At 71.1% G+C, this 22,686-nt stretch carries 18 protein-coding genes; 9 read left to right on the top strand and 9 right to left on the bottom strand.

Annotation, left to right across the window (positions count from 1 at the left end):
- Positions 1–175 precede the first annotated feature (175 nt).
- Positions 176–2,548 carry an RICIN domain-containing protein gene (locus tag QLQ12_RS39245; RefSeq protein ID WP_282766049.1) on the top strand — a complete coding sequence of 791 codons (2,373 nt, stop codon included), beginning with the start codon at positions 176–178 and terminating at the stop codon, positions 2,546–2,548.
- Between the two features lie 98 nt (positions 2,549–2,646).
- Here QLQ12_RS39245 and QLQ12_RS39240 read toward each other — a convergent pair whose 3' ends face one another.
- Positions 2,647–3,417, bottom strand: coding sequence for a FadR/GntR family transcriptional regulator (locus QLQ12_RS39240; protein WP_282766048.1), 771 nt, complete (start codon positions 3,415–3,417; stop codon positions 2,647–2,649).
- Between the two features lie 138 nt (positions 3,418–3,555).
- On the opposite strand from QLQ12_RS39240, the gene QLQ12_RS39235 reads away from it, so the two are divergent.
- From QLQ12_RS39235 to QLQ12_RS39215, 5 genes are read left to right on the top strand one after another with little or no spacing between them, the layout of a single operon-like run.
- Complete coding sequence (locus QLQ12_RS39235; RefSeq protein ID WP_282766046.1) at positions 3,556–4,824, top strand: ABC transporter substrate-binding protein; 1,269 nt, start codon at positions 3,556–3,558, stop codon at positions 4,822–4,824.
- Positions 4,825–4,850: 26 nt separating this feature from the next.
- Positions 4,851–5,810, top strand: coding sequence for a carbohydrate ABC transporter permease (locus QLQ12_RS39230; protein WP_282766045.1), 960 nt, complete (start codon positions 4,851–4,853; stop codon positions 5,808–5,810).
- Complete coding sequence (locus QLQ12_RS39225; RefSeq protein ID WP_282766044.1) at positions 5,810–6,637, top strand: carbohydrate ABC transporter permease; 828 nt, start codon at positions 5,810–5,812, stop codon at positions 6,635–6,637. The genes QLQ12_RS39230 and QLQ12_RS39225 overlap by 1 nt, the downstream gene beginning before the upstream one ends.
- 1 nt (position 6,638) lies before the next feature.
- A complete protein-coding gene (locus QLQ12_RS39220) occupies positions 6,639–7,826 on the top strand; it encodes a mandelate racemase/muconate lactonizing enzyme family protein (RefSeq protein WP_282766043.1) in 1,188 nt (395 codons plus the stop codon).
- Positions 7,827–7,864: 38 nt separating this feature from the next.
- Entirely contained in the window at positions 7,865–8,755 is an 891-nt protein-coding gene (locus QLQ12_RS39215; RefSeq protein WP_282766042.1) for an RNA polymerase sigma factor, read from the top strand.
- On the opposite strand, the gene QLQ12_RS39210 is transcribed toward QLQ12_RS39215, so the two are convergent.
- Positions 8,716–9,804 (bottom strand): sensor histidine kinase, encoded by a 1,089-nt coding sequence (locus QLQ12_RS39210; protein WP_282766041.1) that lies wholly within the window; start codon positions 9,802–9,804, stop codon positions 8,716–8,718. The two genes, QLQ12_RS39215 and QLQ12_RS39210, sit on opposite strands and share 40 nt — an antisense overlap.
- A gap of 11 nt (positions 9,805–9,815) precedes the next feature.
- Positions 9,816–10,469, bottom strand: coding sequence for a response regulator (locus QLQ12_RS39205; protein ID WP_282766040.1), 654 nt, complete (start codon positions 10,467–10,469; stop codon positions 9,816–9,818).
- 224 nt (positions 10,470–10,693) lie between these two features.
- On the opposite strand from QLQ12_RS39205, the gene QLQ12_RS39200 reads away from it, so the two are divergent.
- The 3 genes from QLQ12_RS39200 to QLQ12_RS39190 all read left to right on the top strand — a co-directional run bounded on the left by QLQ12_RS39200 (position 10,694) and on the right by QLQ12_RS39190 (position 15,143).
- Positions 10,694–11,929, top strand: coding sequence for a DUF418 domain-containing protein (locus QLQ12_RS39200; RefSeq protein ID WP_282766038.1), 1,236 nt, complete (start codon positions 10,694–10,696; stop codon positions 11,927–11,929).
- 55 nt (positions 11,930–11,984) lie between these two features.
- Positions 11,985–13,766 (top strand): ABC transporter ATP-binding protein, encoded by a 1,782-nt coding sequence (locus QLQ12_RS39195; RefSeq protein WP_282766037.1) that lies wholly within the window; start codon positions 11,985–11,987, stop codon positions 13,764–13,766.
- Positions 13,767–13,880: 114 nt separating this feature from the next.
- Entirely contained in the window at positions 13,881–15,143 is a 1,263-nt protein-coding gene (locus QLQ12_RS39190; protein ID WP_282766036.1) for a helix-turn-helix domain-containing protein, read from the top strand.
- Here QLQ12_RS39190 and QLQ12_RS39185 read toward each other — a convergent pair.
- The 6 genes from QLQ12_RS39185 to QLQ12_RS39160 are packed head-to-tail and all read right to left on the bottom strand — an operon-like array spanning position 15,110 to position 22,365.
- Positions 15,110–15,775, bottom strand: a complete 666-nt coding sequence (locus tag QLQ12_RS39185) for a vWA domain-containing protein (RefSeq protein ID WP_282766034.1) — start codon at positions 15,773–15,775, stop codon at positions 15,110–15,112. The genes QLQ12_RS39190 and QLQ12_RS39185 overlap by 34 nt on opposite strands.
- A gap of 24 nt (positions 15,776–15,799) precedes the next feature.
- Positions 15,800–17,098: a hypothetical protein gene (locus QLQ12_RS39180; protein ID WP_282766033.1), complete on the bottom strand. Its 1,299-nt coding sequence runs from the start codon at positions 17,096–17,098 to the stop codon at positions 15,800–15,802.
- Positions 17,095–18,438, bottom strand: a complete 1,344-nt coding sequence (locus tag QLQ12_RS39175) for a protein phosphatase 2C domain-containing protein (RefSeq protein WP_282766032.1) — start codon at positions 18,436–18,438, stop codon at positions 17,095–17,097. Before QLQ12_RS39175 ends, QLQ12_RS39180 begins: the two co-directional genes overlap by 4 nt.
- Complete coding sequence (locus tag QLQ12_RS39170) at positions 18,438–19,580, bottom strand: hypothetical protein (protein ID WP_282766031.1); 1,143 nt, start codon at positions 19,578–19,580, stop codon at positions 18,438–18,440. The genes QLQ12_RS39175 and QLQ12_RS39170 overlap by 1 nt, the downstream gene beginning before the upstream one ends.
- On the bottom strand, positions 19,577–21,748 hold the full coding sequence (locus QLQ12_RS39165) for a hypothetical protein (protein ID WP_282766030.1): 2,172 nt from the start codon (positions 21,746–21,748) through the stop codon (positions 19,577–19,579). Before QLQ12_RS39165 ends, QLQ12_RS39170 begins: the two co-directional genes overlap by 4 nt.
- Positions 21,745–22,365, bottom strand: coding sequence for a toll/interleukin-1 receptor domain-containing protein (locus QLQ12_RS39160; protein ID WP_282766028.1), 621 nt, complete (start codon positions 22,363–22,365; stop codon positions 21,745–21,747). The genes QLQ12_RS39165 and QLQ12_RS39160 overlap by 4 nt, the downstream gene beginning before the upstream one ends.
- Between the last annotated feature and the right edge of the window lie 321 nt (positions 22,366–22,686).

Raw genomic sequence — 22,686 nt, 5'->3', positions numbered from 1 at the left:
CGCATTTAACGTCGTCCGTGTATGACGTCATACGTCATATGGACGGTTCGGGTTGATGGGCCGCCCGAGAGATCGCGCCGCGAGAGCCGACAGTGGACGACGCCGACGTCACGGTCGGCCGGCGGCGAGATCGACATTCATCCGCGACCTCCACCCCCACGTTGAGGAGACGCCCGTGTGGTACGCGCTGCGACGGCAGGTGCCGGCTGGAATCGCCGCAGCGGGGCTGGCGGCCGCGGTGGGGATCGTCGCGTCGGCGACCCCCGCCCAGGCGGCGCCGACGACCCTCTACGCTTCCCCCTCCGGCGCTGGCGGCGCCTGCTCCAGCGCCCAGCCGTGCTCGCTGGCGGGCGCGCAGGCCGCGGTGCGATCGTTGAACGACGCCATGTCCGGCGACATCGTGGTGCAGTTGGCCGACGGGGTGTACCGCCTGCCGGCGCCGTTCCGGCTGACCGGCGAGGACTCCGGCACCAACGGGCACACCGTGGTGTGGCAGGCGGCGCCGTCGGCCCGCCCCGCGATCAGCGGCGCGCGCGCCGTCACCGGATGGACTCTGGCCGACTCCGGCCGCAACATCTGGCGGGCCGACGTCGGAGCCGGCGTCGACACCCGGCAGTTGTACGTCAACGGCGCCATCGCCACCCGGGCGCGCACACAGGTGAACCGTTCGGACTTCACCGCCACCAGTGCCGGCCTGAGGTTCGGCAACGGTGCCCTGAGCTACCTCAACAACCTGGCCGACCAGAGCCGGATCCAGATGGAGAGCGTCAACTCGTTCACCGACCGGTACGTGTCGGTGCAGAGCATCAGCGGGAACTTCATCACGATGCAGCAGCCGGGCTGGAACAACAACACGTTCGGGTACGACACCTTCTCCAGCCCGCACCGGGCCGGACCCTTGTACCTGACCAACGCGTACGAGTTCCTGGATTCGCCGGGGGAGTGGTACCTGAACTCGGGGACCGGCGTGCTGTACTACGCCCCGCCGGCCGGTCAGACCATGAGCAACGTCAGCGTGGAGCTGCCGACGCTGCAGTCCCTGGTGAACGTGGGCGGCACCTACGACGCGCCCGCACACCACATCACCTTCAGCGGGATCACCTTCACCGGCACGAGCTGGCTGGGGCCCAGCAGCAATCAGGGCTTCGCCGACCAGCAGACCGGCGCCTACCTCACCGGCAACTGGAACTGGCCGGCGCTGACCGCCTGCCAGCAGGGCTGCACCCAGTTCGAGGCCGCCCGGCCGCACTGGAATCAGATGCCCGCGGCGGTTCAGGTCTCGGCCGCCAACACCATCGCCTTCCGCGGCTCGCGGTTCGTCAACCTCGGTCAGACGGCCATCGGGATCGGCAACGACGCGAACGCGCATGCCAGCGGTGTCGGCCTCGGCGCCGGCGGCATCACCGTCACGGGATCGGAGATCGCCCGGAGCTCGGCCGGCGGCATCGTGGTGGGCGGTGTGCGCGCCGACGCGCACCACCCCGGTGACCGGCGGATGGTCAACCGGGACATCACGATCAGCAACAACCGCATCCACGACCTCGGTGTGGAGTACCGGGGCAACGTGTCGGTGCTGACGACCTACGTCACCAACGCCACGATGTCGCACAACGAGGTCTACAACATGCCGTACTCCGGCATGTCGATCGGGTACGGCTGGGGCGCCAACGAGCCCGGCGGCAGCAACCAGTACGCCAACCGTGGCCTGTACAACTATCAGCCGCGGTACACCACGCCCACCACTGCCGCCAACAACCGGCTCATCGGCAACCACATCCACGACGTGATGCAGCAGATGACCGACGGCGGATGCATCTACACATTGTCGTGGAACCCGGGCGCTCAGATAAACGGTAACCACTGCCTGCGTACCAACGGCTGGTTCGGCCTCTATTTCGACGAGGGGTCCAAGTATTTCACCGCCACCGGCAACGTCTTCTCCAATATCGGCACCTGGGCCACCGCCAACTATTGGGGCGGCGAGAACATGGGCAATTTCACCGTCACCAACAATTGGACGAGCAACAGCGCCACCAACGTGACCAACGGCGACCGCGGCAACGTGGTGAACAACAACGTCACCGTCACCAACGGTAACTGGCCGGCGGGCGCTCAAGCCGTGATCGCGTCCGCCGGGCCGACGGGGGACAGCAACCCGCAGGCCACGCGGATCGTCGGGGTGCAGTCCGGCCGGTGCATCGAGGTGCCGGGCGGCTCCACCGGCAACGGCACCCAGACGCAGTTGGGCGACTGTACCGGCGCCTCCGGACAGACGTGGACCTACACCGCCGGCAGGCAACTGACCGTCTACGGCGGCGCCAAGTGCCTGGACGCCAGCGGGCAGGGCGCCGGCAACGGCACCGCGGTCATCATCTGGGACTGCAACGGCCAGGCCAATCAGCAGTGGAACGTCAACGCGAGCGGAACCGTCACGAGCGCCCAGTCCGGGCTGTGCCTGGACGCCACCGGTGCGGCCACCGCCAACGGGACCAGGATCGCACTCTGGTCCTGCCACGGCGGCGCCAACCAGCAATGGAACCTCCGATGACCGGAGTCCCCCGGTCGGCCTCGTCCCCAGGGCTCGCCGACGGCGCCTGGACCGGTGCGAACCGGGCGCCGCCGCCCGGGGCCGCACCGGCCGAGGGGTCAGCGGTGCAGCCGGGTCGGCTCGTCCGGGCCGCTGCGGCGCACCACCCAGGCTTCGGTGATGTGGGTGAACATCGCCTCGGCCGCTCCTTCGGGGTCACGGGCCGCGATCCGCTCGTAGATGCGCCGGTGACCGCGGTTGGAGGCCACGCACAGGGCGCGCTCGGTGCGCCCCATGTAGCGGGCGGTGTTGCTGACCTGGCTCTCCAGGGCGCGGATGACGGCGCGGGCGATGCGGTTCCCGGATGCCTGCATGATCGTGTCGTGGAAGGCGCGGTCATGGTCGTGATAGGTGACGTGGTCGTCGACGACCTCGTCCATCTGATCGACCAGCGTGCGTAGCCGCTCGATGGCCGCGTCGTCCGCCAGCCGGGCGGCGACGTTGGCCATGTCGGACTCCAGCACGCGGCGGGTGACGACGAGGTCGTCGAGGATGGCCAGGCTGTCGTCCTCGGCGATGGTGGCGCCGAGGACCAGCTCGTCGAGCATGTTCCACATCGCCGGCGGGGTGACCATGGTGCCGGTGCCCTGGCGGACCTGCACCAGCCCCTTCTCCTGAAGGATCTTCACCGCCTCGCGCACCACGGTGCGGCTGACCGAGAAGGTCGCGCACAGCACCGGCTCGGGCGGCAGCGGCGAGCCGGACGGGTGGACGCCCCGGATGATCCGCTCGACCAGCTCCGCCGTGACCGCCGTGGCGAGATTGGCCGGTCGCCGGGTCCAGGCGGGAGGCCCGGCGACGCCGGCGGTCGATTCCGCTGCTGCCGTCATATCACCCTCCGTAGCCCGCGGCGACTGCGGGCACCCATCACTATAAGGCATTGTGTTGACGTCATACGTCATACGAGTTACGTTCCGATAGTCCGCCGTCGATGCCCGGTCCGCCGGCCAGCTGGAGAGTGAGCGGCAATGAAGCAGCGAGCACTATGGTCGGTGATCCTCATCGCCGCGCTGGCCGTGGCCGGTTGCGGAAGCGCCTCGGCACCCGACTCGGAGTCGGGCGGTGCGGGCGGCAAGCTCGTCGTCTGGGACTGGAAGTCGGGAGAGGCGTCCGCGGCCTCGTACATCGAGAAGGCGAAGGCGGACTTCGCCGGGAAGCACCGCGGCGTGACGGTCGAGTTCGTCGCGCAGCCGTTCGAGCAGTACTACACCCTCCTCGGCGCGGCCATCCAGGCCGGCAAGGGGCCCGACGTCATGCTCTTCAACGGCGGCGGACAGATGCGCGACCGGGTGGACGCGCTCCTGCCGCTGGACGAGTACGTCGGCGAGGACAAACGGCGCCTGGCCGGATGGGAGGCCTTCACCAAGGACGGCAAGATCTACGCCGCCCCGGTGACCCTGCAGGGCCACCCGATCTACTACAACAAGTCGCTCTATCAGAAGGCGGGGCTCGACCCGGAGCGGCCGGCCACCCGATGGGACGAGTTCGTCGCCCACTGCGCGGCCATCACCAAGGCGACCGGGGCCAAGTGCTTCGCACAGGGCAACAAGGAAGGCATCGGCATCCAGTTCTTCCTGTCCGCTCTCGGCTCGGGCATCCTCTCGGCGCAGGAGTACGACGACTGGATCGCCGGCAAACGCGACTGGACCTCGCCCGGCGTCAAGCGGGTCTTCTCGCTCTGGAAAGAGGTCAACGACCAGGGGCTGAACAACGACGGGGCCAACTCCACGGCGATGTTCAACGACGCGTTCGCGGTGTTCCAGTCCGGCAAGGCCTCGCACGTCATCGGGTTGATGTCGGACGTCGGGCACTGGAAGGACTTCGCCGAGTTCCTGGACGCCGCCAACGTCGGCGTCATGAGGTCACCGGTCGTGACAGCGGGCGCCACGCCGAGCCTCCCGTACGACGGCGGCATCGGCTACGCGGTCGCGAAGTGGACCAAGGACCCGAAGGCTGCCGCCGACCTGGTGCGGTCGCTGACCTCCACCGACGCGCTGAAGTCGTTCTACGCCGACGCGGGGGCGATCGCCGCCGACAGCACCATCGACGTGACCGGCGCGGGCCCGGCCGTCGCCACCATCGTGTCCGGGATCGACGGCGGCAAGCCGGCCCTGCACGTCGCCCTGTCGTCCAAGACCGTGGAGCTGATGGGGCGGCTGTCCCAGCAGTTGCTCAGCGGATCGGTCACCGTCGACGAGGCGATGAAGCAGTTGGCCGCGTCCGACCAGGCCGGCTGACCGTGCCACGGGGTAGCCCGTCGCCGGTGCGCCCCGCCGCACCGGGGCGTGCCGGCGGCGCGGGGGCCGGCACGCCGCTCGCGGGCCCGGCGCCGGTGGGAGGCTCGCGGCGCGACCGGGACGGCCGGCGCTCCGAACGCCTCGCCCCCTACGTCCTCGTCGCCCCGGCTGTTCTGATCATCGTCGTGCTGCGGCTGTGGCCGCTGGTGCTGGGCGTCAATTTCTCCTTCACCGGGGACGGCGAACGCAACGGCGCACCGGTGGGACTCGACAACTACACGGCCCTGCTCGACGACCCGCTGTTCCGCACCGCGCTGCGCAACGTGGGCCTGCTGGTCCTGATGCTTCCGATCGCGGTCGCCATCCCGGGACTGCTCGCCACCTTCATCTACCTGCGCGTGCCCGGGCACCGGCTGTTCCGCAGCGTCTACTTCTTCCCCGCCGTGCTCTCCCCGGTGATCGTCGGCGCCATCTTCAACCTGCTGATGGCGTACGACGGCCCGCTGAACGCCGTCCTCGCCCACGCCGGAATCGGCCCGGTCGACTGGCTCGGCGATCCGCACGTCGCCGTCTTCGCGGTCGTCGGCGTACACGTCTGGGCGACGTTCGGGATGGCTCTCGTGGTCTTCCTGGCGGGATTCGCGACCTTGGACGCCGCCCTGCTGGACGCCGCCCGGGTCGACGGCGCCTCGCTGCCGCAGACCATCCGGCACGTCGTCGTCCCCGGTCTGACGCGCACCATCCAGTTCGTCTTCATCACCACCATGATCGGGATGCTGACCTCGATGTTCGGGCTGCTCTACGTGATGACCGGCGGCGGTCCGGAGGGATCGACCTACCTGCCCGAGTACTACATCTGGGTCCAGCAGGGACAGATGAACCGGCCCGCGCTCGCCTCGGCCGCGTCCACGGCGCTGTTCGTGATCATGCTGGTCGTCGGTCTGCTGCAGATCAGCGTGTTGCGCCGCGTGGGACGGGACGACTGATGTCGCGCACTCGACTGGGCAGATGGCTGATCGCGGCGCCGATGGCGGTCCTCGCCCTCGCGACGATCTATCCGTTGCTGTTCACCGCCAACGTCGCGATGAAGACCCGGCGCGAGTACATCCTCGACCGGTTCTCCCTGGCCCCCACGATGCACTGGGAGAACATCGGCACGGCCTGGAACAGCGTCGGCATGGCGCGGTACTTCCTCAACTCGCTCATCGTCGTGACCGGCGCCGTGACGCTGCTGCTGCTCTTCGGATCCATGGCCGGGTTCGCGCTCAGCCGGCTGCGGTTCCGGGGCTCCTCGGCGCTGTTCATGATCTGTCTGGCGGCGCTCTTCATCCCGTTCCAGGTGATCATGGTGCCGCTGGCCAGGACCATGGCCGACACCGGTCTCATCGACACCTATCCGGGACTGATCCTCGCCTACGTCGCACAGTACCTGCCGTTCACCGTCTTCCTGATGACGAGCTACTACCGGGCGGTGCCGGCCGAGATCGTGGACGCGGCCCGGATCGACGGGAACACCGTGTACGGCGTCTACCGGCGGATCATGCTGCCGATGGGCGCGCCCGCCCTGCTGTCGGTCGGCATCCTCAACGCGCTGTTCTGCTGGAACGACGTGCTCATCTCGCTGCTGATGATGCCGTCGGCCGACCATCGCACGCTCATGGTGGGCGTCACCTCACTGCGTGGCCAGTACTCCGACGACATCCCCACCTTCGCGGCCGGCGTCCTGATCGCCGCGGTGCCGGTGTTGGTGACCTACCTGTTCCTGCAGCGCCAGATTGCCGACGGTGTGACCGCCGGTGCGACGAAGGGCTGACATGCGGATCACCGGATACCGGACCCTGACGACGGCACACGAGTGGGGCCGGCCCGTCGGCGACGCCAACGGCGTCTACGCCGACGGCGTCATGCCCGTGCCGATCATCATGGTCGACACCGACGAGGGGATCACCGGAGTCGGCCTGGGCCCGCATGTGGAAGCCGAGGCCATCTTCGCCGCCATCGACGGGCAGGATCCCCGCGGCGTGACGGCACTGTACGACCGGATGCTGCGGCAGACCTTCAAAGCCGGCCACGCCGGCGTGGTCTTCGGCACCGTCGGCGCGTTCGACACGGCGTTGTGGGACATCAAGGCGCAGGCCGCCGGCGAGCCGCTGTGGCGGCTGCTCGGCGGCCGGGACCGCCGGGTCCACGCCTACGCCTCCGGCCTCGACATCGGGCTGAGCGACGACGAACTCGTCGCCACCTACGAGGTGTACGCGCAATGGGGACTCACCGCGGCGAAGCTCAAGGGCGGCCTCGACGTCGAGCGCGACCGGCAGCGCCTGACGCTCGTGCGGGAGGTGCTGACGCGGGCCGCACGCGGAACACGGCCGGGACTGATGCTGGACGCGAACGAGTCCTGGACGCGCAAGCAGGCGGTCCGCCATGTCAGCGAACTCGAACGCACCCTGGACCTGACCTGGATCGAGGAGCCGGTGCGGCGCTGGGACGCCGACGGCCTGGCCGCCGTCAGCCGCGGCGTGCACACCTCGGTCGCCAGCGGCGAGAACCTCACCGGGCTGGAGCAGTTCCGCCCGCTGATCGCCGCGGGCGGCCTCGACGTCGTCCAGACGGCCGCGGTCTGGGGCGTCACCCACTTCCTGCGTGTGTCCGCGCTGGCGCACGCCCACGACCTGCCGGTCAGCCCGATCGGCAACACGCCGGTCGCCCTGCTGCACGCCGCGACGTCGGTGCCCAACCACATCGCGAGCGAACTTCAGGACCTGCGGCCACCGGCCGGCGTGACCGTCGACCTGCACGTCGAGGACGGCGCCTTCGTCCTCGGCGACTCGCCGGGCCTCGGCGTCCGGGTCGACGAGGACGCGATCACCTCGGCGTACCAGCGGACGGCGCCTCCCGCACCCGACGGACCTCACGTGCGGCCCGAGCGGGCCGGCCGGCGGCTGCTCGCCGTCACCAACCGTGGCGCCACCCATCGGGCGCACCCGGTGGACGTCCGCTAGACCGGCTCGGCCGAGACGGTGCCGGCGGTGCAGAGATCGTGACGCCAGCCAGCGAGGTCAGCGAGACGAGCCTCGTCGTCTCCGCGCAGGCGGGGGACCGGCGGGCGCTCGACGAACTCGTCACGGCCTGCCTGCCGGCGGTGTACACCATCGTGCGCCGGGCACTGGGCGGGCTCCCGGACGTCGATGACGTCGTGCAGGAGGCGATGCTTCGTGTCCTGCGGGAGATCCGCACGCTGCGCGTCCCGGAGAGCTTCCGGCCCTGGCTCGCGACGATCGTGACCCGCCAGATCAGCACCAACCTCCACCGGCGGCAGGCTGACCTCCAGCGGACGGCGCCGCTCGACGAGGCGACCGGTCTGCCGGACGTCGAGGCGGAGGACCTGGCCTTGACCAATGTGCAACTGTCCGGCCACCGCCGGCAGGCGGTACGCGCCAGTCGATGGCTCGACCCCGGCGACCGGGCGCTGCTGTCGTTGTGGTGGCGGGAGACGGCCGGCCAGCTGACCAGGACCGAGCTCGCGGCCGCGCTGGGAACGAGCGTGGCCCATGCCGGTGTCCGCGTCCAGCGGATGCGCCACCAACTGGAGTTGAGCCGGGCACTCGTCGCCGCGCTGGAGGCCCGTCCGCGGTGCGCGCGGCTGACCGCCGCCCGGGAACAGTGGGACGGCGTACCGAGCCCGCTGTGGCGCAAGCGGATCACACGGCACACCCGGTCCTGTCCCGTCTGCGCCGGCGCCGCCGGCGAACTCGTTCCGTTGGAGCGGCTGATCCTGGTCCTCGCGCTGTTCTCCGTCCCGGTGGCGTGCCGGCTTCCGCCGCCGTCACCACGCCGGTCACCGGGCGTGGCGGAGCCTCGGCATCCCGGCGTGGGCGCGGACCGGCGTCCCTACTGGGTCGTGGCGGGGAAACGGAGCTGGACCCGGTAGCCGTCGCCGCTGGTGGGACCGGCCGTGAGGGTGCCACCGAGGAGTTCGGCGCGTTCACGTAACCCGATGAGGCCGTGCTGGGCGCCGGGAAGCGGGACGGTGGGACGCGTCGCCGGAGTGTTGGTGATGACGACCTCGATGGTGTCGCCGTCGTGCCGGACCCGGATGGTCGCCGTGGCGCCGGGGGCGTGTTTGCGGATGTTGGTCAGGGCTTCCTGCACGGTGCGGTAGATGGCCCGCTGGGCGGCGGCGCTGACGTCGGTCGGCAGGTCGCCGTCGAGCCGGGTCTCGATGCCGCTGTTCGCGATCATCTGGCTCAGTCCGGCGAGGGTCGGCTGAGGGGTGAGCTCGGTGGGCGCGGTGCCGGAGGCGCGCAGGACGGTGACCATGTGCCGCAGCTCGTCCAGGGTGCGGACGCTGAGATCACGGATGGTCTGTGCCGTCGTCCTGGCGTCCGGGTCGTTCGTGTTGACCTGGAGGGCGCCGGCCTGGATCGTGATGAGGCTGACCTGGTGGGAGACGACGTCGTGCATCTCCCGGGCGAGTTGGGCGCGTTCCTGGGCGAGCACCGTCTGTGCGACGAGTTGCTGTTCGTGTTCCCGGACCTGGTGGATCTCGGCCAGGCGTTGTTGCAGATCGCGCCGGGCCTGCACGAGCTGGCCCAGGAACATCGCGGCGGCGGCCGTCGCGATGTTGTAGCCGACCGAGACCAGCAGGTCGACGCGGGTGGGCGCGGGGAGGTCATGGTTCCCGACCGTGGCGGCGCAGCTGACGCTGTAGATGACGGCGCAGACGGCGAGTGTCCGCCGGTTGCGGGTGTTCGCGGCGACCGTGTAGAGGGCGACCGCGCCGGCCACCACCGCGGAGGAGACCGCGGTCGCCGGCAGGGTGAGCGCGAAGACCAGATAGGGCAGGCGGCGGCGGACGGCGAGGGCGAGGGCGGCCACGGTGGTGGAGACGACGGCGTACGGGCGATCGGCCTCGGCCATCAGCATGGCGTCGAGCACGGCGGCGACGATCAGGGCCGCGTCGACGACCGCGGCGGGCACCCGGCCCGGCCTCAAGACATGCCGTCCGGGTGGGTCAGCAAGCCCGCGCGCTGGGCGATGAGTGCGGCCTGCACCCGGCTGCTCACCCGTAGCTTGGTGAGAATGGCGCTGACGTGGTCCTTGACGGTGCCGGCGCTCAGGTACATCCGCGTGCCGATCTCGGTGTTGCTCAGGCCGCCGGCGATGTGAACGAGGATGTCGCGTTCGCGGCCGGTCAGCCGGGCGATCGCGCCGGCGGCGTCCTCGCCGTTCTCCAGACGCCAGTCGACGACCGAGCGTGACACTTTGGGGGACAGGACCACGGCGCCGGCGGCGAGGGTGCGTACCAGCTGGGCCAGTTGCTCGGGGTGGGTGTCCTTGAGGATGAACCCGGCGGCTCCGGCGCGCAGCGCGGTCGTGATGTACTCGTCGGCGTCGAAGGTGGTTAGCATCGCCACCGTGGGCGGGTGCGGCATGGCGCGCACCTGGCGCAGGATGGTGAGGCCGTCGACGTCGGGCATGCGGATGTCGAGCAGAACGACGTCGGGCCGGTGCCGGGTGATCGCGTCGATCGCCTCGCCGCCACTGGCGGTGGCCACGACCTCGATGTCGGCGGCCACGCGCAGGATGAGCTGTAAGCCGGAGCGGACGAGGGCGTCGTCGTCCACCACCACAACCCGTACCACATTCGCTCCGCTCGGTCTCCGGACGGTCGTCACCGACGCTTGACCATAACCGCTGGTACACGGCCCGTCCCCGCCGAATCGGCAGCCGCAGCCACCGGGCGGGCGAGATCCCCCCACCCGGCGTGCCCGCCCCGCCGGGTGGGGGGTCATTCCAGTGAGAGGGCGGGCCGGCGCCGAAGCCTGGCGGATGGCCCGGCCGGCGCGGTTCGACGACGTTTGTCGGCATGACATCGCTCGACCCCCTCGCACACACGTCACTGCCGAAGCCCGAGCCCGCGGCGGTCGCCGAGCCCGGTCCGCCCATCGGCCGGCTGGTCGGCGTGGACCTGGCCCGCGCGCTGGCCGTGTTCGGCATGTTCGCCGTGCATGTCGGCCCGTTCGAGGCGGCGCCGGGTGACGTCGGCGGCTGGTTCCGGAGCCTGGCCGAGGGCCGGGCGTCGGCGTTGTTCGCCGTGCTCGCGGGGTTCTCGCTGATGTTGATCGCCGGTCGTCTCGAACCGCGGACCGGCCTCGCCGGCCGGCGGGCCAAAGCCCGGATCGTGATCCGGGCGGTGATTCTGCTGGCGGTGGGCACCGCGCTGGCGATGACCAGTTTCGGGGACGCGGTGATCCTCAACTCGTACGCCGTGTACTTCCTGCTCGCCCTGCCGCTGCTCCGGCTGCGTGCCCGGATGCTCGCGATCATCGCGGCCGTCCTCGCGCTGGTCGCGCCGCAGGTCGCGTTCGGCCTGCGGGCGCTGCTGAGCGAGCCGACCCTGAACAGCGTCAACGCGTACGACCCGCTCGAGCGGCTGTGCGGCGTCGGAGTGCTGGATCTGGTGCTCACCGGCTTCTACCCGGCGATCACCTGGATGTCGTTCGTGATCGCGGGCATGGCGCTGGGCCGGCTGGATCTGGCCGCCGGCGCGGTGCGTCGGCGCCTGGCGGTGCTCGGTCCCGCGCTGATCGTGCTCGGCTACGGCACGCCCCGGCTGGCGCTGCCGTTGTTCGGCGGCCGCATCCCGGACCACATGCCGGACGACATGCCGCCGGGCGACGCCATGGCCGGCTCCGGGCCGCCGCCCCCCAAGGAGGGCTTCGCGCCCGACCCCTGGTCGCTGCTGGCAGCCGAGCCGCACAGCGGTTCGACCTTCGACATCATCGGCAGCCTGGGGATGGCGATCACCGTGCTGCTATGCGCGATCGTGGCGATGGACAGGCTGCCGCGGCTACGCCGGCTCGCCGGCCCGGTCATCGCCGTGGGCACCATGTCCCTGACGGTCTACGTGGGCCACATCCTGGCCATCCTCGCGCTGCCTGGCGACAACGCCACTCCGCCGGACGCCAACTCGACCGTGCTGCTGGCCGCGTTCGTCGCCGTCGCCGTCGTGTTCGCGGCGGTCTGGTCGCGGTTCTTCCGCCGCGGGCCGCTGGAGCACCTGCTCACCAGCGCCACCAGGCTCGCCGGGCTCGCCCGGTGAGCCGCCACCCCGAACCCCGCTGAACAACCTCGCACCTGTCGAACAGAGGAGTCTCTTGAACACCGCATCCCGGCCATCGACGACGGATGCCGCCCCCGCCTCCGCGCGGGAGACCTTCACGGCGTTGTACGAGCATGTCCGGCCGCACCGGTGGGTCGTCGCGCTCGGTCTGCTGTGTGCGCTGGCCGGCGCCGCCGGAGGGCTGCTGCAGCCGCTGGCCACCAAGGTCCTGGTGGACCGGCTCGCCTCCAGCGACGCCATCACCGGCATTCTGCTGGCGCTCACCGCGCTGGTGGTGCTGAGCGCGATCGTCGACGGGCTCGGCGCCTACGTGCTCGAACGGACGGCGGAGTCGGTCGTGCTGGCCGCACGGCGCACCCTCGTCGGACGGCTGTTGCGACTCCGGCTCGCCGAGGCGGAGCTGGTCTTGCCGGGTGACCTGATGTCCCGGGTCACGTCGGACACGACGCTGCTGCGGGCGGTCAGCACCCAGGCCGTCGTCGGCGCGGCGACGGGCGTCGTGGCCTTCGTGGCGGCGATCGCGGTGATGGCGATCCTGGACGTCGTGCTCCTGGGGGTGACCCTCGGGGTGATCGTGCTGATCGGCGGGCTCGTGGCCCTGGTGATGCCCAGGATCGCGCGGGCCACCGAGCGGTCACAGGAGGCGGTCGGGGAGATCTCTACCGCGCTGGAGCGGGTCTTCGGCGCGTTTCGTACGGTGAAGGCGTCCGGCGCCGAGCAGCGAGAGGCCGCCCGGGTGGAGGTGGCGGCGCGGCAGGCCTGGCGGCACGGTGTGCGGAGCGCGAAATGGGAGGCCCTGGCCGGATCGGCCGACGGACTCGCCGTGCAACTGGCGTTCCTCGCGGTGCTCGCCGTCGGCGGGGCCCGGGTGTCGTCCGGGGCGATTCCCGTCTCCACGCTCATCGCCTTCCTGCTCTACCTGTTCTACCTGATCGAACCGGTGTCCAAGCTGATCGACGCCGTGTCGCAGTACCAGGAGGGCGCCGCCGCCATCTCCCGGATCACGCGGGTGCAACGCCTGTCGACAGAGCCGTTGCCGGAGCACCGGCCCGCGCCGCCCCGGCACTCGGCAGCGGCGCCGGCGTCGGTCCGTTTCGCCGACGTGTCCTTCCGCTACCGGACCGGGCTGCCCGACATCCACCATCAGGTGAGTTTCGAGGCGCCGGCTGCCGGGATGACCGCCATCGTCGGCCCCTCGGGCGCCGGCAAGTCGACCGTCTTCGCGCTCATCGAGCGGTTCTACGAGGTGACCGGCGGCCGGGTCCTGTTCGACGGAAAGGACGTCCGAGACTGGTCGCTGCCCCACCTGCGATCACTGATCGGCTATGTGGAGCAGGACGCCCCGGTCCTGGCCGGCACCCTGCGGGAGAATCTGATCTTCGCAGCGCCCGAGGCGACCGACGACGACATCCGCGACGTCCTGAGCCGGACGAAACTCGCGGCCCTCGTGGACCGTCTGCCCCACGGCCTGGACACGCCGGTCGGGCATCGCGGCTCCATGCTGTCGGGCGGCGAACGGCAACGCATCGCGATCGCCCGCGCCCTGCTGCGCGGGCCCCGCCTGCTGCTGTTGGACGAGGCCACCTCACAACTCGACGCCGTCAACGAGCTGGCGCTCCGTGACGTCATCACCGAGACTGCCACCCGGACCACCGTGATGGTGGTGGCCCACCGCCTGTCCACGGTGATCAGCGCCGACCGCATCATCGTCATGGACGCGGGACGGGTGCGCGCGGTGGGAACCCACGCGGAACTGGTGGCACAGGACCGGCTGTACGCGCAGCTGGCGGCGACCCAGCTTCTGACCTCGGCGTGACGACCCGGGTCTGTGGGATCGCATCCGGCCGGAAGTGGAGAGACGGGCGCCGGACGGGAGGGTTCGCCGGCTCTCGTGTTGCCGCGCGGCCACCGAGCGGCCACTCTCGACCAGGTGGGGGACTTCGGTAACGAGCTCCGGCTGAGGCGGGTGGCGGCCGGGCTGTCGCTACGGAACCTGTCGGGACGGGTGCAGTTCAGCGCCGGCTATCTGTCCAAGATCGAGACCGGCACGAAGGCGCCGACACCGGAACTGGCTCGGGCCTGCGACGCCGCGCTGGAGGCCGACGGCCATCTGACCGGTCTGGTGCCACCGCGGACGGCCACCGCGGAACCGGCCGTCGGGCAGAACGGCGACCTGTGGACGATGCGGCTGACCGGCGACGGCAGCGGCGAGTTCGCCATCACCTCCGGCGACGCCGAACGGGTCCAGCACACCCTGATGCGATGGACGACGGCGCCGCGCGCCACGGCGCACTCGCTCGCCGTCTATCGGCGGTGGTTCGACGACATACGCACCCTCGGACAGGTGAATCCGCCGCACACCGTGGTCCCGATCCTGATCACGGTGTGCAAGACCCTTCAGAACGTGAGCGACGAGGCCCGCGAGCCCGCTCTGCGGCTGGCCGCCCGGTACGCCGAGTACACCGGCTGGATGGCGCAGGAGGCCGGCGACGAGGCGGCCGCCGTGTGGTGGACCACCGAGGCGGTCCGCCTCAGCGCCGAGGCCGGCGACCCGGAACTCGCCGCGTACGCGCTGGTGCGCCGGGCCGAACTGGCGCTCTACCGGGGCGACTTCCTGGCCACGATCGACCTGTCCCGGCAGGCGCGCGAACAGTCGGCGCGGCCTCTGGTACAGGCCATGGCGACGCAGCGGGAGGCCCAGGGCCACGCCGCCGCCGGACACGAAAAGGAGTACCGGCGGCTCCTGAGGGCCGCCGCCGAACTGACGGCGGCGGCCGTCACCGAGGACTCGGCCGAGCCGGTGCTCGGCACCACCAACCTCCGCGATCCGCTCGCCTTCGTGGAGGGATGGTGCCTGCACGACCTGGGCCGTCATGACGAGGCCGCCGAAGTCCTCGGCGCTGAGCTGGCCCGGATCCCCGAGTGGGCGGGCCGTGCCCGAGCCCGGTGCGGGGCCCGCCTGGCGCTGGCCCTCGCCGCGTCCGGCGCCGTCGACGAGGCCTGCGAGGTCCTCGACGACATCGTCGAACTGGCCGCGCTGATCGACTCCGCCACGATCCGGCGCGACCTGCGCGACGTGTACCGCCGGCTCGGACGGTGGCGGACCCGGCCCGACGTGGAACGGATCCTGTCCCGGCTCTCGCCGCTGCTGCGGCAGGCTCAGTCGACGAACTCGATCGGCACCCGCTCGTAGCCGTCGGCCTGCTCGGGGATCCGGAACTCCTGCGCGCTGGCCGAGGTCACCAGCGTGTTCAGCAGGCTGGTCAGCATGCTGACGATCGCCTCCTTCTCGTTCTCGGTGTCCTTGGCGACGAAGGCCGCCTTGGTGGCGATCTTGCCCAGCACCGCGGGATTCGCGGCGCCGAACCCGTACGCGATGATGTGTGGCCGTCGCCGGAAGCCTTGATCGGTGAGCGTGGCGAAGTCGGCGGCCCAGTTGCTGTCCGTCGGAGCGCCGTCGGTGAGGATGAAGACCGCCGGGCGCAGCACCGCTCGCCCGGCCGCGTGCAACTGGGTGACGTCGACGTCGATCCGCTGCCGGACCAGCTGGAACGCCTTGCCGTAACTGGTGCCGCCCTGACAGCTGATCGTCGGCAGGTGCTGCACCTGATCGATGTCGGTCATCTCCAGCACGACGTGCGCGTCGCTGTTGAACGTGATGATCGATATGTGTGCGAACTCGGAGACCATGGGCCTGCTGCTGAGTTGCTCGAAGACGTGGTCGACGGTGTCGTTGAGCAGTTGCTCCTGCGACTTCATCGAGTACGAGGTGTCGATCACCATGTAGGCGGGCAGGCATCTCGATTTCACCACGGGCTCGGTCACGGGCGTGTCCTTTCCGGAAACGGTTCAGCCGAAGATCAGGTTGAGGAGGAAGAGCAGGACCACGATCGCGACGGTGACGCCGACGGCGCCGGCGATCCAGTCGCCGTCACCCCCGCCCCGGTGCACCGGAGCGGCCGGTGGGGAGGGACGCACCGGATTCGCCGGCGGCGGGAGGTTGACCGGCGCCGTGGCCGGGCGGGCCACCGGCTTGGCCGCCGCGGGCGGCACGGACGCCCGGCCCGTCGTGGCGCCCGGCCGTACGCCCGGAGGGGACCCCGGCCAGGAGACCGGTCTGGTGGCCGGCTTGGCGCCCGGTGTGGTGCCCGGTCGCGTGCTCGCGGCACGAGTCGCCGGCCGGGTGGACGTGGGTCGGGGGCGCGTCCCGCCGACCGTGCTGGGCGGCGCGTTCCGGTTCCCCTTCCGTGGTGCCCGCCAGCCGAGCACGCCGGTCTCGTCGGCGACTGGGACACCGAAACCGCTCAGCAGCTCGGCCATGCCGGGCCGCGCGGTCCGTTCGGTGGCCGTCACCATCGCCAGCAGGATGCCCGGCACCGCGCCGGGCATCGTCCGGAGCTGCGCGAACACGTCCTTCTCCTCGCGCAGCCCGGTGAGCATGCGCGCGACGAGCAGCGGCAGGCGGTACCGGTCGGTGAACCTGTCGACCGGATGCCCGTCGGGGGTGAGCGGATCCTCGAACTGGGGCGTGAAGACGTGCGGCCGGGACCCGTAGGTGCAGCCGTCGATGTCGAAGACGAACACGGTCTTGCGGTCGGGATGCCAGAAGGCGTTCGCGTACGACCAGTCGGCGTACACGATGCCGCAACGTTCGAAGAGGTGCGCCACCCGTACCAGGTTCAGGCAGACGGCCGACCGGTCCGCCGGTGACTGGCTCGCGATGCGGCGGCTGGCCAGCCAGTCGTTGGGCTTGGCCAGGTAGTCCACCGGCAGCGGGCCGTACTTGTCGGGGTTCGAACCCCACTTCGCCCGCCAGCTCACCTTGAAGTCGGGCGGCGCCTCCGGCATCAGCACTCCGACCGTGCGTCCGCCGTCGACGATCCGGCTGGCCGGCCAGGCCGTCGACTCGGCGATCAGCTGCGCGTCGCCCGGTCCGGTGAGCGTCGTGGGCTGCTTGATCAGCCGGTCCAGCGTGCCGGTGTCGAGTTTGCGGGCCGCCTCCATGTTCAACTTCTTGAAGAGCTGGCCGGGAAACGCCGGCACCCGCCAGACGCCGTCGCTCTCGCCGCCGGCCGGAAAGTCGGGCGTCACGGGAAGGACGCCCAGCCGGGCCACCTCCAGCACCGGCGCGATGGATTGCGCAGTCATCGCCGCGGTGCTCCCCGGGACGTCTCGGAGCCCCCGGCCCACACCACGACGGCGGTCCGGTCGTCGTGCATCTGCTTGGCCTCGTAGTCGACGTCGAGCAGGAACGACGCGAGCGGTGGCGGGTCGCGCCAGCGGTCGGCGAACCACGACGTGGCGCCGGGCACGTAGGAGAACGCGTCGGAGACCCCGTCGGAGAGAACCGCGACCGTGTCGCCCCAGGCGAGGGTGAACAGCGTGCCTCGCGCCGCCTGCGGCACGTGCGGCAGGAACGAGTTCAGGACACTGCCGTCGAACGAGTCCTTCTCCGCACCGGTGAGGCACTTCCAGCTCCCGGGTTCGCGCCGCCACAGATGGGTGTCCGCGATCTGCGCGACCCATCCCTCCACCGGGCGGTCCGGGCGGCACCGGGTGGGCAGCACGGCGACGGCCAATGTCGTACGGACGTCGTGCGGATCGAGCCCCCGGTCCTTGGCCGCCTGCACCAGGGCGCCCGCCACGTCCCGGAACAGGTCGTCGGCCCGCAGCCCGGACAGCGGCCGGTTGTCGTCGAGGTACCTGCGCAGCAGCGCCACCGCGGTGCCCACCGCGACCGACGCGCCGAGTTCGGAGCGCAGACTGTCGGACATCCCGTCGGCCACCGCCAGCACCAGGTGGTCGCCGGCGCGATCGCGGGCCACCCGATATGCGTCCTGCCGTGGTTTGACCGGATCCCCACAACGGTGCCCGGACCCCACCACCGACGCGGCCCGGACCTCCAGATCGCCCAGGACCCCCTGGTCGGCCGCGACACCGGGCGGCGAGGCGCTCTCCGTCGGCAGCAGCCAGGGCATCCTCGACGCCTTCGAACCGGCGACGAACCGGGGCGCCCGGACCTCATGGGCGTCGGCGGCGAACTCCACCGGGGACACCGCGGCCGGCGGCGCCGTGGTCGCCGGCGCCGGGGACGACGGCGCCGCTTCCGGAGGGACGGGCGCAGGCGGGGACGTTCGGCGCTGGTGCCCGGGGGGTGGGCCCTCCGGGCCGGGTGGCGGGTCGTCCAGGAGACGAGTGTGCGGCGGTGAGTAGCCGGGCTGCATGGGCGGCGCCTCCGAACGTCGGTAGTCCGCGGAACCGCGTGACTGGGAGCCGTACACCCCGCGGGTGGGGCCGGGAACCGGAGCCGGCACCCTCGACTTCCCCAGGTGACGGGGTTTGCGCTGCTTGAACAGGGGCACGAACCGCTGCCCTCGGCCCTCGGCCGCTCCGCTCCTGCGGGCCGCGACGTAGATGACGAGGCCGAGCAGGAGCAGCGCGGCGACCACCATGGTCAGCCCCAGCGCCAGCCGGATGAGACTCGACATCAGCTGGTGCTCGTCCCGCTCTGCGGTGACCGGCGTGGTCGCCAGCCACCGACCCCGTTCGGATCCACCGGCGGCGTCGCGGTCTGGCCTGGATCGGCCGTCTGAGTGTTGCCGGGAGGCCGCCGGCGGGGTGCGGGCCGGGTCGCGGGCGCCGCGGGGCTCACCGGAGCCGCCGGACCCGCCGGGCCCTGTGCCGCCGAACCCTGTGCCGCCGGGCCCGGGGGCGGCAACGAGGCGGGCGCGGCGGTCTGCACCGTGGCCTGGGCGGTCAGCATCGGCGGCTGCGTGCCCGTGGTGCCACTGATCACGCTGAGCGTGTTCGCCAGCACCTGTTTGCGGATCTCCTCGACGTCGGCCGCCTGCACCAGGCCCTCGTCCAGCATCTTCGTGAAGATCGCCTCGGAGCTGGCGAACCGCTCCTGCTGCCGCTGCGCCAGCTCCTGCTGACGGGCGTGCATCAGCTGGAGCACCTGAAGCCCGTCCTGGGGGTGGTGCCGCAGGTGCAGGGCGATCAGGCCCATCTCACCCTGGACCGCGGCCATCACCCCGTTCAGGCGCTGGTTCTCCAGATCCTGCTCACGGCCGTCCAGATCCTTGCGCCTCTCGATGCCCACCTGCCGCTGGAGGTAGTCACGGGCCGCGTCGTCGAGGGTCACGAACGCCGAGACGTGGTCGATCGACAGCCCGAGTTCCGGGACCGCGATGGGCCCGGACCGGTGCAGATCGTTGATCTCTCGTTCCACCTGCTCGCATTCGGTGATCTCGTACCGCCGGCTGATCCCGCGCATCAGGCTCAGCACCCGGCGCCCGATCGCCGCTCCACCGTCGCGGACGTTCTCCCGCACCACGGTCTCCGGGGCGGTGACCTGCCAGCCGACGGTCACCGTGGCGACGAACGAGAACCGGTCGTCACGGGTCGGCAGATCGCTGTCACGGGTGGTCAGGTCGGTCTTCTGCCGCCGCACGTCGACCTCGAACGCGGTCCGGAACATGCCGCTGAGGGCCTCGCCGAAGTCCAGCCGGCGGCCGAGGTTCACCACGGTCCCGTCCGACTTGGCGTAGACGACCGCGAAGCCGGGCCCCAGCGCCGGCTTGGCGAACTGCACCCGGCCGACCGGCTGCTCACTGACGATCAGATTCATCGGAACTCCCGAGTTGGTCCCAGAGCCGCCAGAACGGCCTGCCCGGTACGCGGCGCGCGTACCGGACCCGTGCCGGTCATCCAGTTGCCGGCCATCCAGCGAACGATCTTGTAGGTGCGCTCGTGCCCGGCCGCGGCCGTGGCGAGCACCAGTGCCCAGGCCTGCCGGGCCTCGTCGCCGGGTTCGACGAGTTCCGCCCAGGCCCCGGCGATGCTCTGCGCGTACTGGTGGAACATGGCGCCGTTGAGGGTGACGTGCCACGCCTCGGAGAGGCTGTGCTTGAGGGCGAAGTCGCGCGACGCCAGCCGTAACAGCAGTGGCCACGCTCCCTGGCCGCCGTCGGAGATCCCGACCAGGTCGGCCGCGAGCGTGAGGAAGGCGATCTGCCCGGTGGCGCTCTGCCCCTGGTGGCCGCTGCCCATCCAGCGGACCGCCATCGAGGTCGCCGGCAGGGCATGGCGGTGGTCGGCGTCGATCAGCTCGGCCAGGCTGTACCCGATGGCGAAGGCCACGTCGGCGTCCTCGGTGACCGAGAGCCGGTCCAGCTCATGGAACGCGCGCTTCGGCAGGGTCGCGCCGAGCGCCGAACCGTAGACCCGGGCCGCGGTCGCGTGCCGCTGCCAGGACCGCCCGGTGACCCATTCGTCGACCAGCGCGAGCGCCTGCTGCCGTAGCTGTGGTGAGCGGCCGGCGGCGCGCAGCGCGAACGCGGCCATCTCCCGCTTGTTCTCCTTGTCGTCTCCGGCCCACGGCCGCAGCACCGTCTTGCTGATGTAGTCGAACGCGGTCGTCGAGATCAGCCCGATGGCCGCGGCGGCACGCACCCGCACCGCGTCCACCGGATGGTTCGCCAGATCGCCGAGCCAGCCCAGCAGTTCGCCGCGGACCGCGTCGTACTCGCGCCAGACCAGATCGAGAACCGCCCGGGGATAGGCGGGGTCGAGGTAGCGGACCACCTCGGCCGGGACCGGGCCGAGCCGGGACGGCACGGTCGCCCGGACGATCTGGGCACGGATCTCGCGTACGCGGTGGGCCCGGCCGGTCGCGAACGGATCCGCGGGCACCGCGGCCGGCGCCACCGACGACGGCGCCGGGGAGAGCCGGCGCTCCAGCGACCCGGCCGGTTCGATGACGGTCTGGTAGGGCAGCCCGTCGAGCAGCGCGGCCGCGATCGCCAGGTACTTCAGCGAGGGCGTGGCCAGGCCGTCGAACCAGGTCTCCACCTCGGCGGCGACCGACGTCTTCATCCGGGCGCGGAGCAGGTCCAGGTCGAGACGGCCGCGGACCACCAGGTCCTCGACGTGCAGAGCGAACTCGGCGGCCCGTTCCCGGGCCGAGTCGGTGGTCACCACGTCGTCGAGGACGCTGCCCAGGTCGTGCTCGCGCAGCAGGCGGTCGGCGCGGGCCGTGCCGAGCCGGTGCCGCAGGTGACTCTCCACGATGGCGCGGTGCGTGGCCGGTTTCCCGAGGGTCACCACGAACCGCTGGACGCCCGGGTCGGTGAACGCCACACCGGACGGAACCGTGATGAACAGGGTGGCCCGCAGCGACCCGAGCCGGGCGTCGAGATCGTGCAGGGCCAGGGCGGTCAGCTCACGGATCCGGTGGTCGGCGAGGTTGTCGATCAGATAGCCGCGGTCCTGCTCGACGGCGCTGCCGAGGCCGGCCGGTGTGGCGTCCGGTGGCAGGCCGAACACCTCCGTCCGATGATGGTCGAGCAGCACGCGCAGGCCGGTGGCGCAGCGGCCGGAACCGCGCGCCGCCTGGAGCAGGATCACGTTGCGGCCCCGGGTGCGGCCGAGGAGTTCCGCGTACTGTTGATCCAGCACGAACGCGTCGCGGACCAGCCGGACCTGTTCGGCGTCGAGGCGGTAGACCACCGTGGTCCGGGTGGCCGTGCCGGTGCCGCCGACGTGGATGTTGGTGACGATCTGGTCGCGCCCCACCACGCTGTCGACGGTCGCCGAGCTGCCGAAGTACGCCCCACCGGAGGCGAACACCGCTTCGGCCTCACGGCGCAGGTTGTTGGTGTCCGCGGCCTTGCGGGGTTGCGTGGCGTTCGCCGCCATCTCATCGCCGGCCTCCTTGACCCGGCGCGGGGTGGCGCTGGTCGTGTCCGCCGGCTGCGGTGGTGGGACGGTCTTCGGGTCCGCCGGATCGGGAGTCAAGAGGAATCCCCCCGTACGATCTGGTCCCGCCCCGCGAAGTTGCCGCCGTGGACCGTGGCGTGGGGACCGAGGTAGACACCACCCTGCTGGAACGACACCGAGTGCCGGTCGTCGCCGGCCGGCTCCCCGGATGCCTTCTCCGCGGGCTTCTCGCGTGGCTTCACCAGCGCCGACAGGACCTCGACGAGGTGACCGAGGTCCTTGCCCGACTCCCGCTGCCGCAACGAGACGGCCTGCCGCGTGGTGAGGCCGCGCAGCGAGGCCGGCAGATCCTCGGCGGCAGGCAGCGGCGCTCCGTTGAGCAGCACCGGGATGACCCGGATCCGCGCGGCGAACGCCGCCTCGATCTCGCGCCGCACGAAGTCGTCCGGCCGGTCGACCCGCCGCCCGCCGGAGGTGTGAGTCAGCGTCAGCCAGCGCGGCCCGATCAGGACGAGCAGGACCTTGCTGCCCATGAGCCGCCGCCACAGCTCGGGCGGAAAGTCGGTGCCGGCCGTCAGCGACCGGCTGTCGCGGAAGACGTTCTCCTCGCCGAAGACGCCACGCAGATGATCGTCGACGAGTGCGGCGGCGAAGTCGTCGTCGCCGGTTCGGTAGTTGACGAAGATCCCGGACAAGGTCGTACACCTCCGTTACCCCGACTGCGGCTCCACACCGGATGGTGGTCACCGAGGGGCTGGCGCAACGGTTACACCCCCTTTGGCTAGCGGCAATCCGTTTCCTGGTGCCAGTTGCCGAGGCGACAGGACACCGCCCACATCCGACACTGATGACGACGGGCACCTCGTCTGGTCAACAGCTTCGAAGATCCGGTCGGCCACCCCGGCACAGCCGAAACGGCGACCACGAAAGAGCCCGGCAGCCGTACGGCACACCGCCGCCGAAGCGACCCGGCGTGCCCGCTCGATCATTTACCGAGACTGTTTCAGATCTTTCCC

Origin of the sequence: Actinoplanes sandaracinus, assembly GCF_030009775.1 — a bacterium.
Taxonomy (GTDB): domain Bacteria; phylum Actinomycetota; class Actinomycetes; order Mycobacteriales; family Micromonosporaceae; genus Actinoplanes; species Actinoplanes sandaracinus.
The sequence above is the reverse complement of the archived record's forward strand: the minus strand, read 5'-3'. Positions and strand labels throughout refer to the sequence as shown.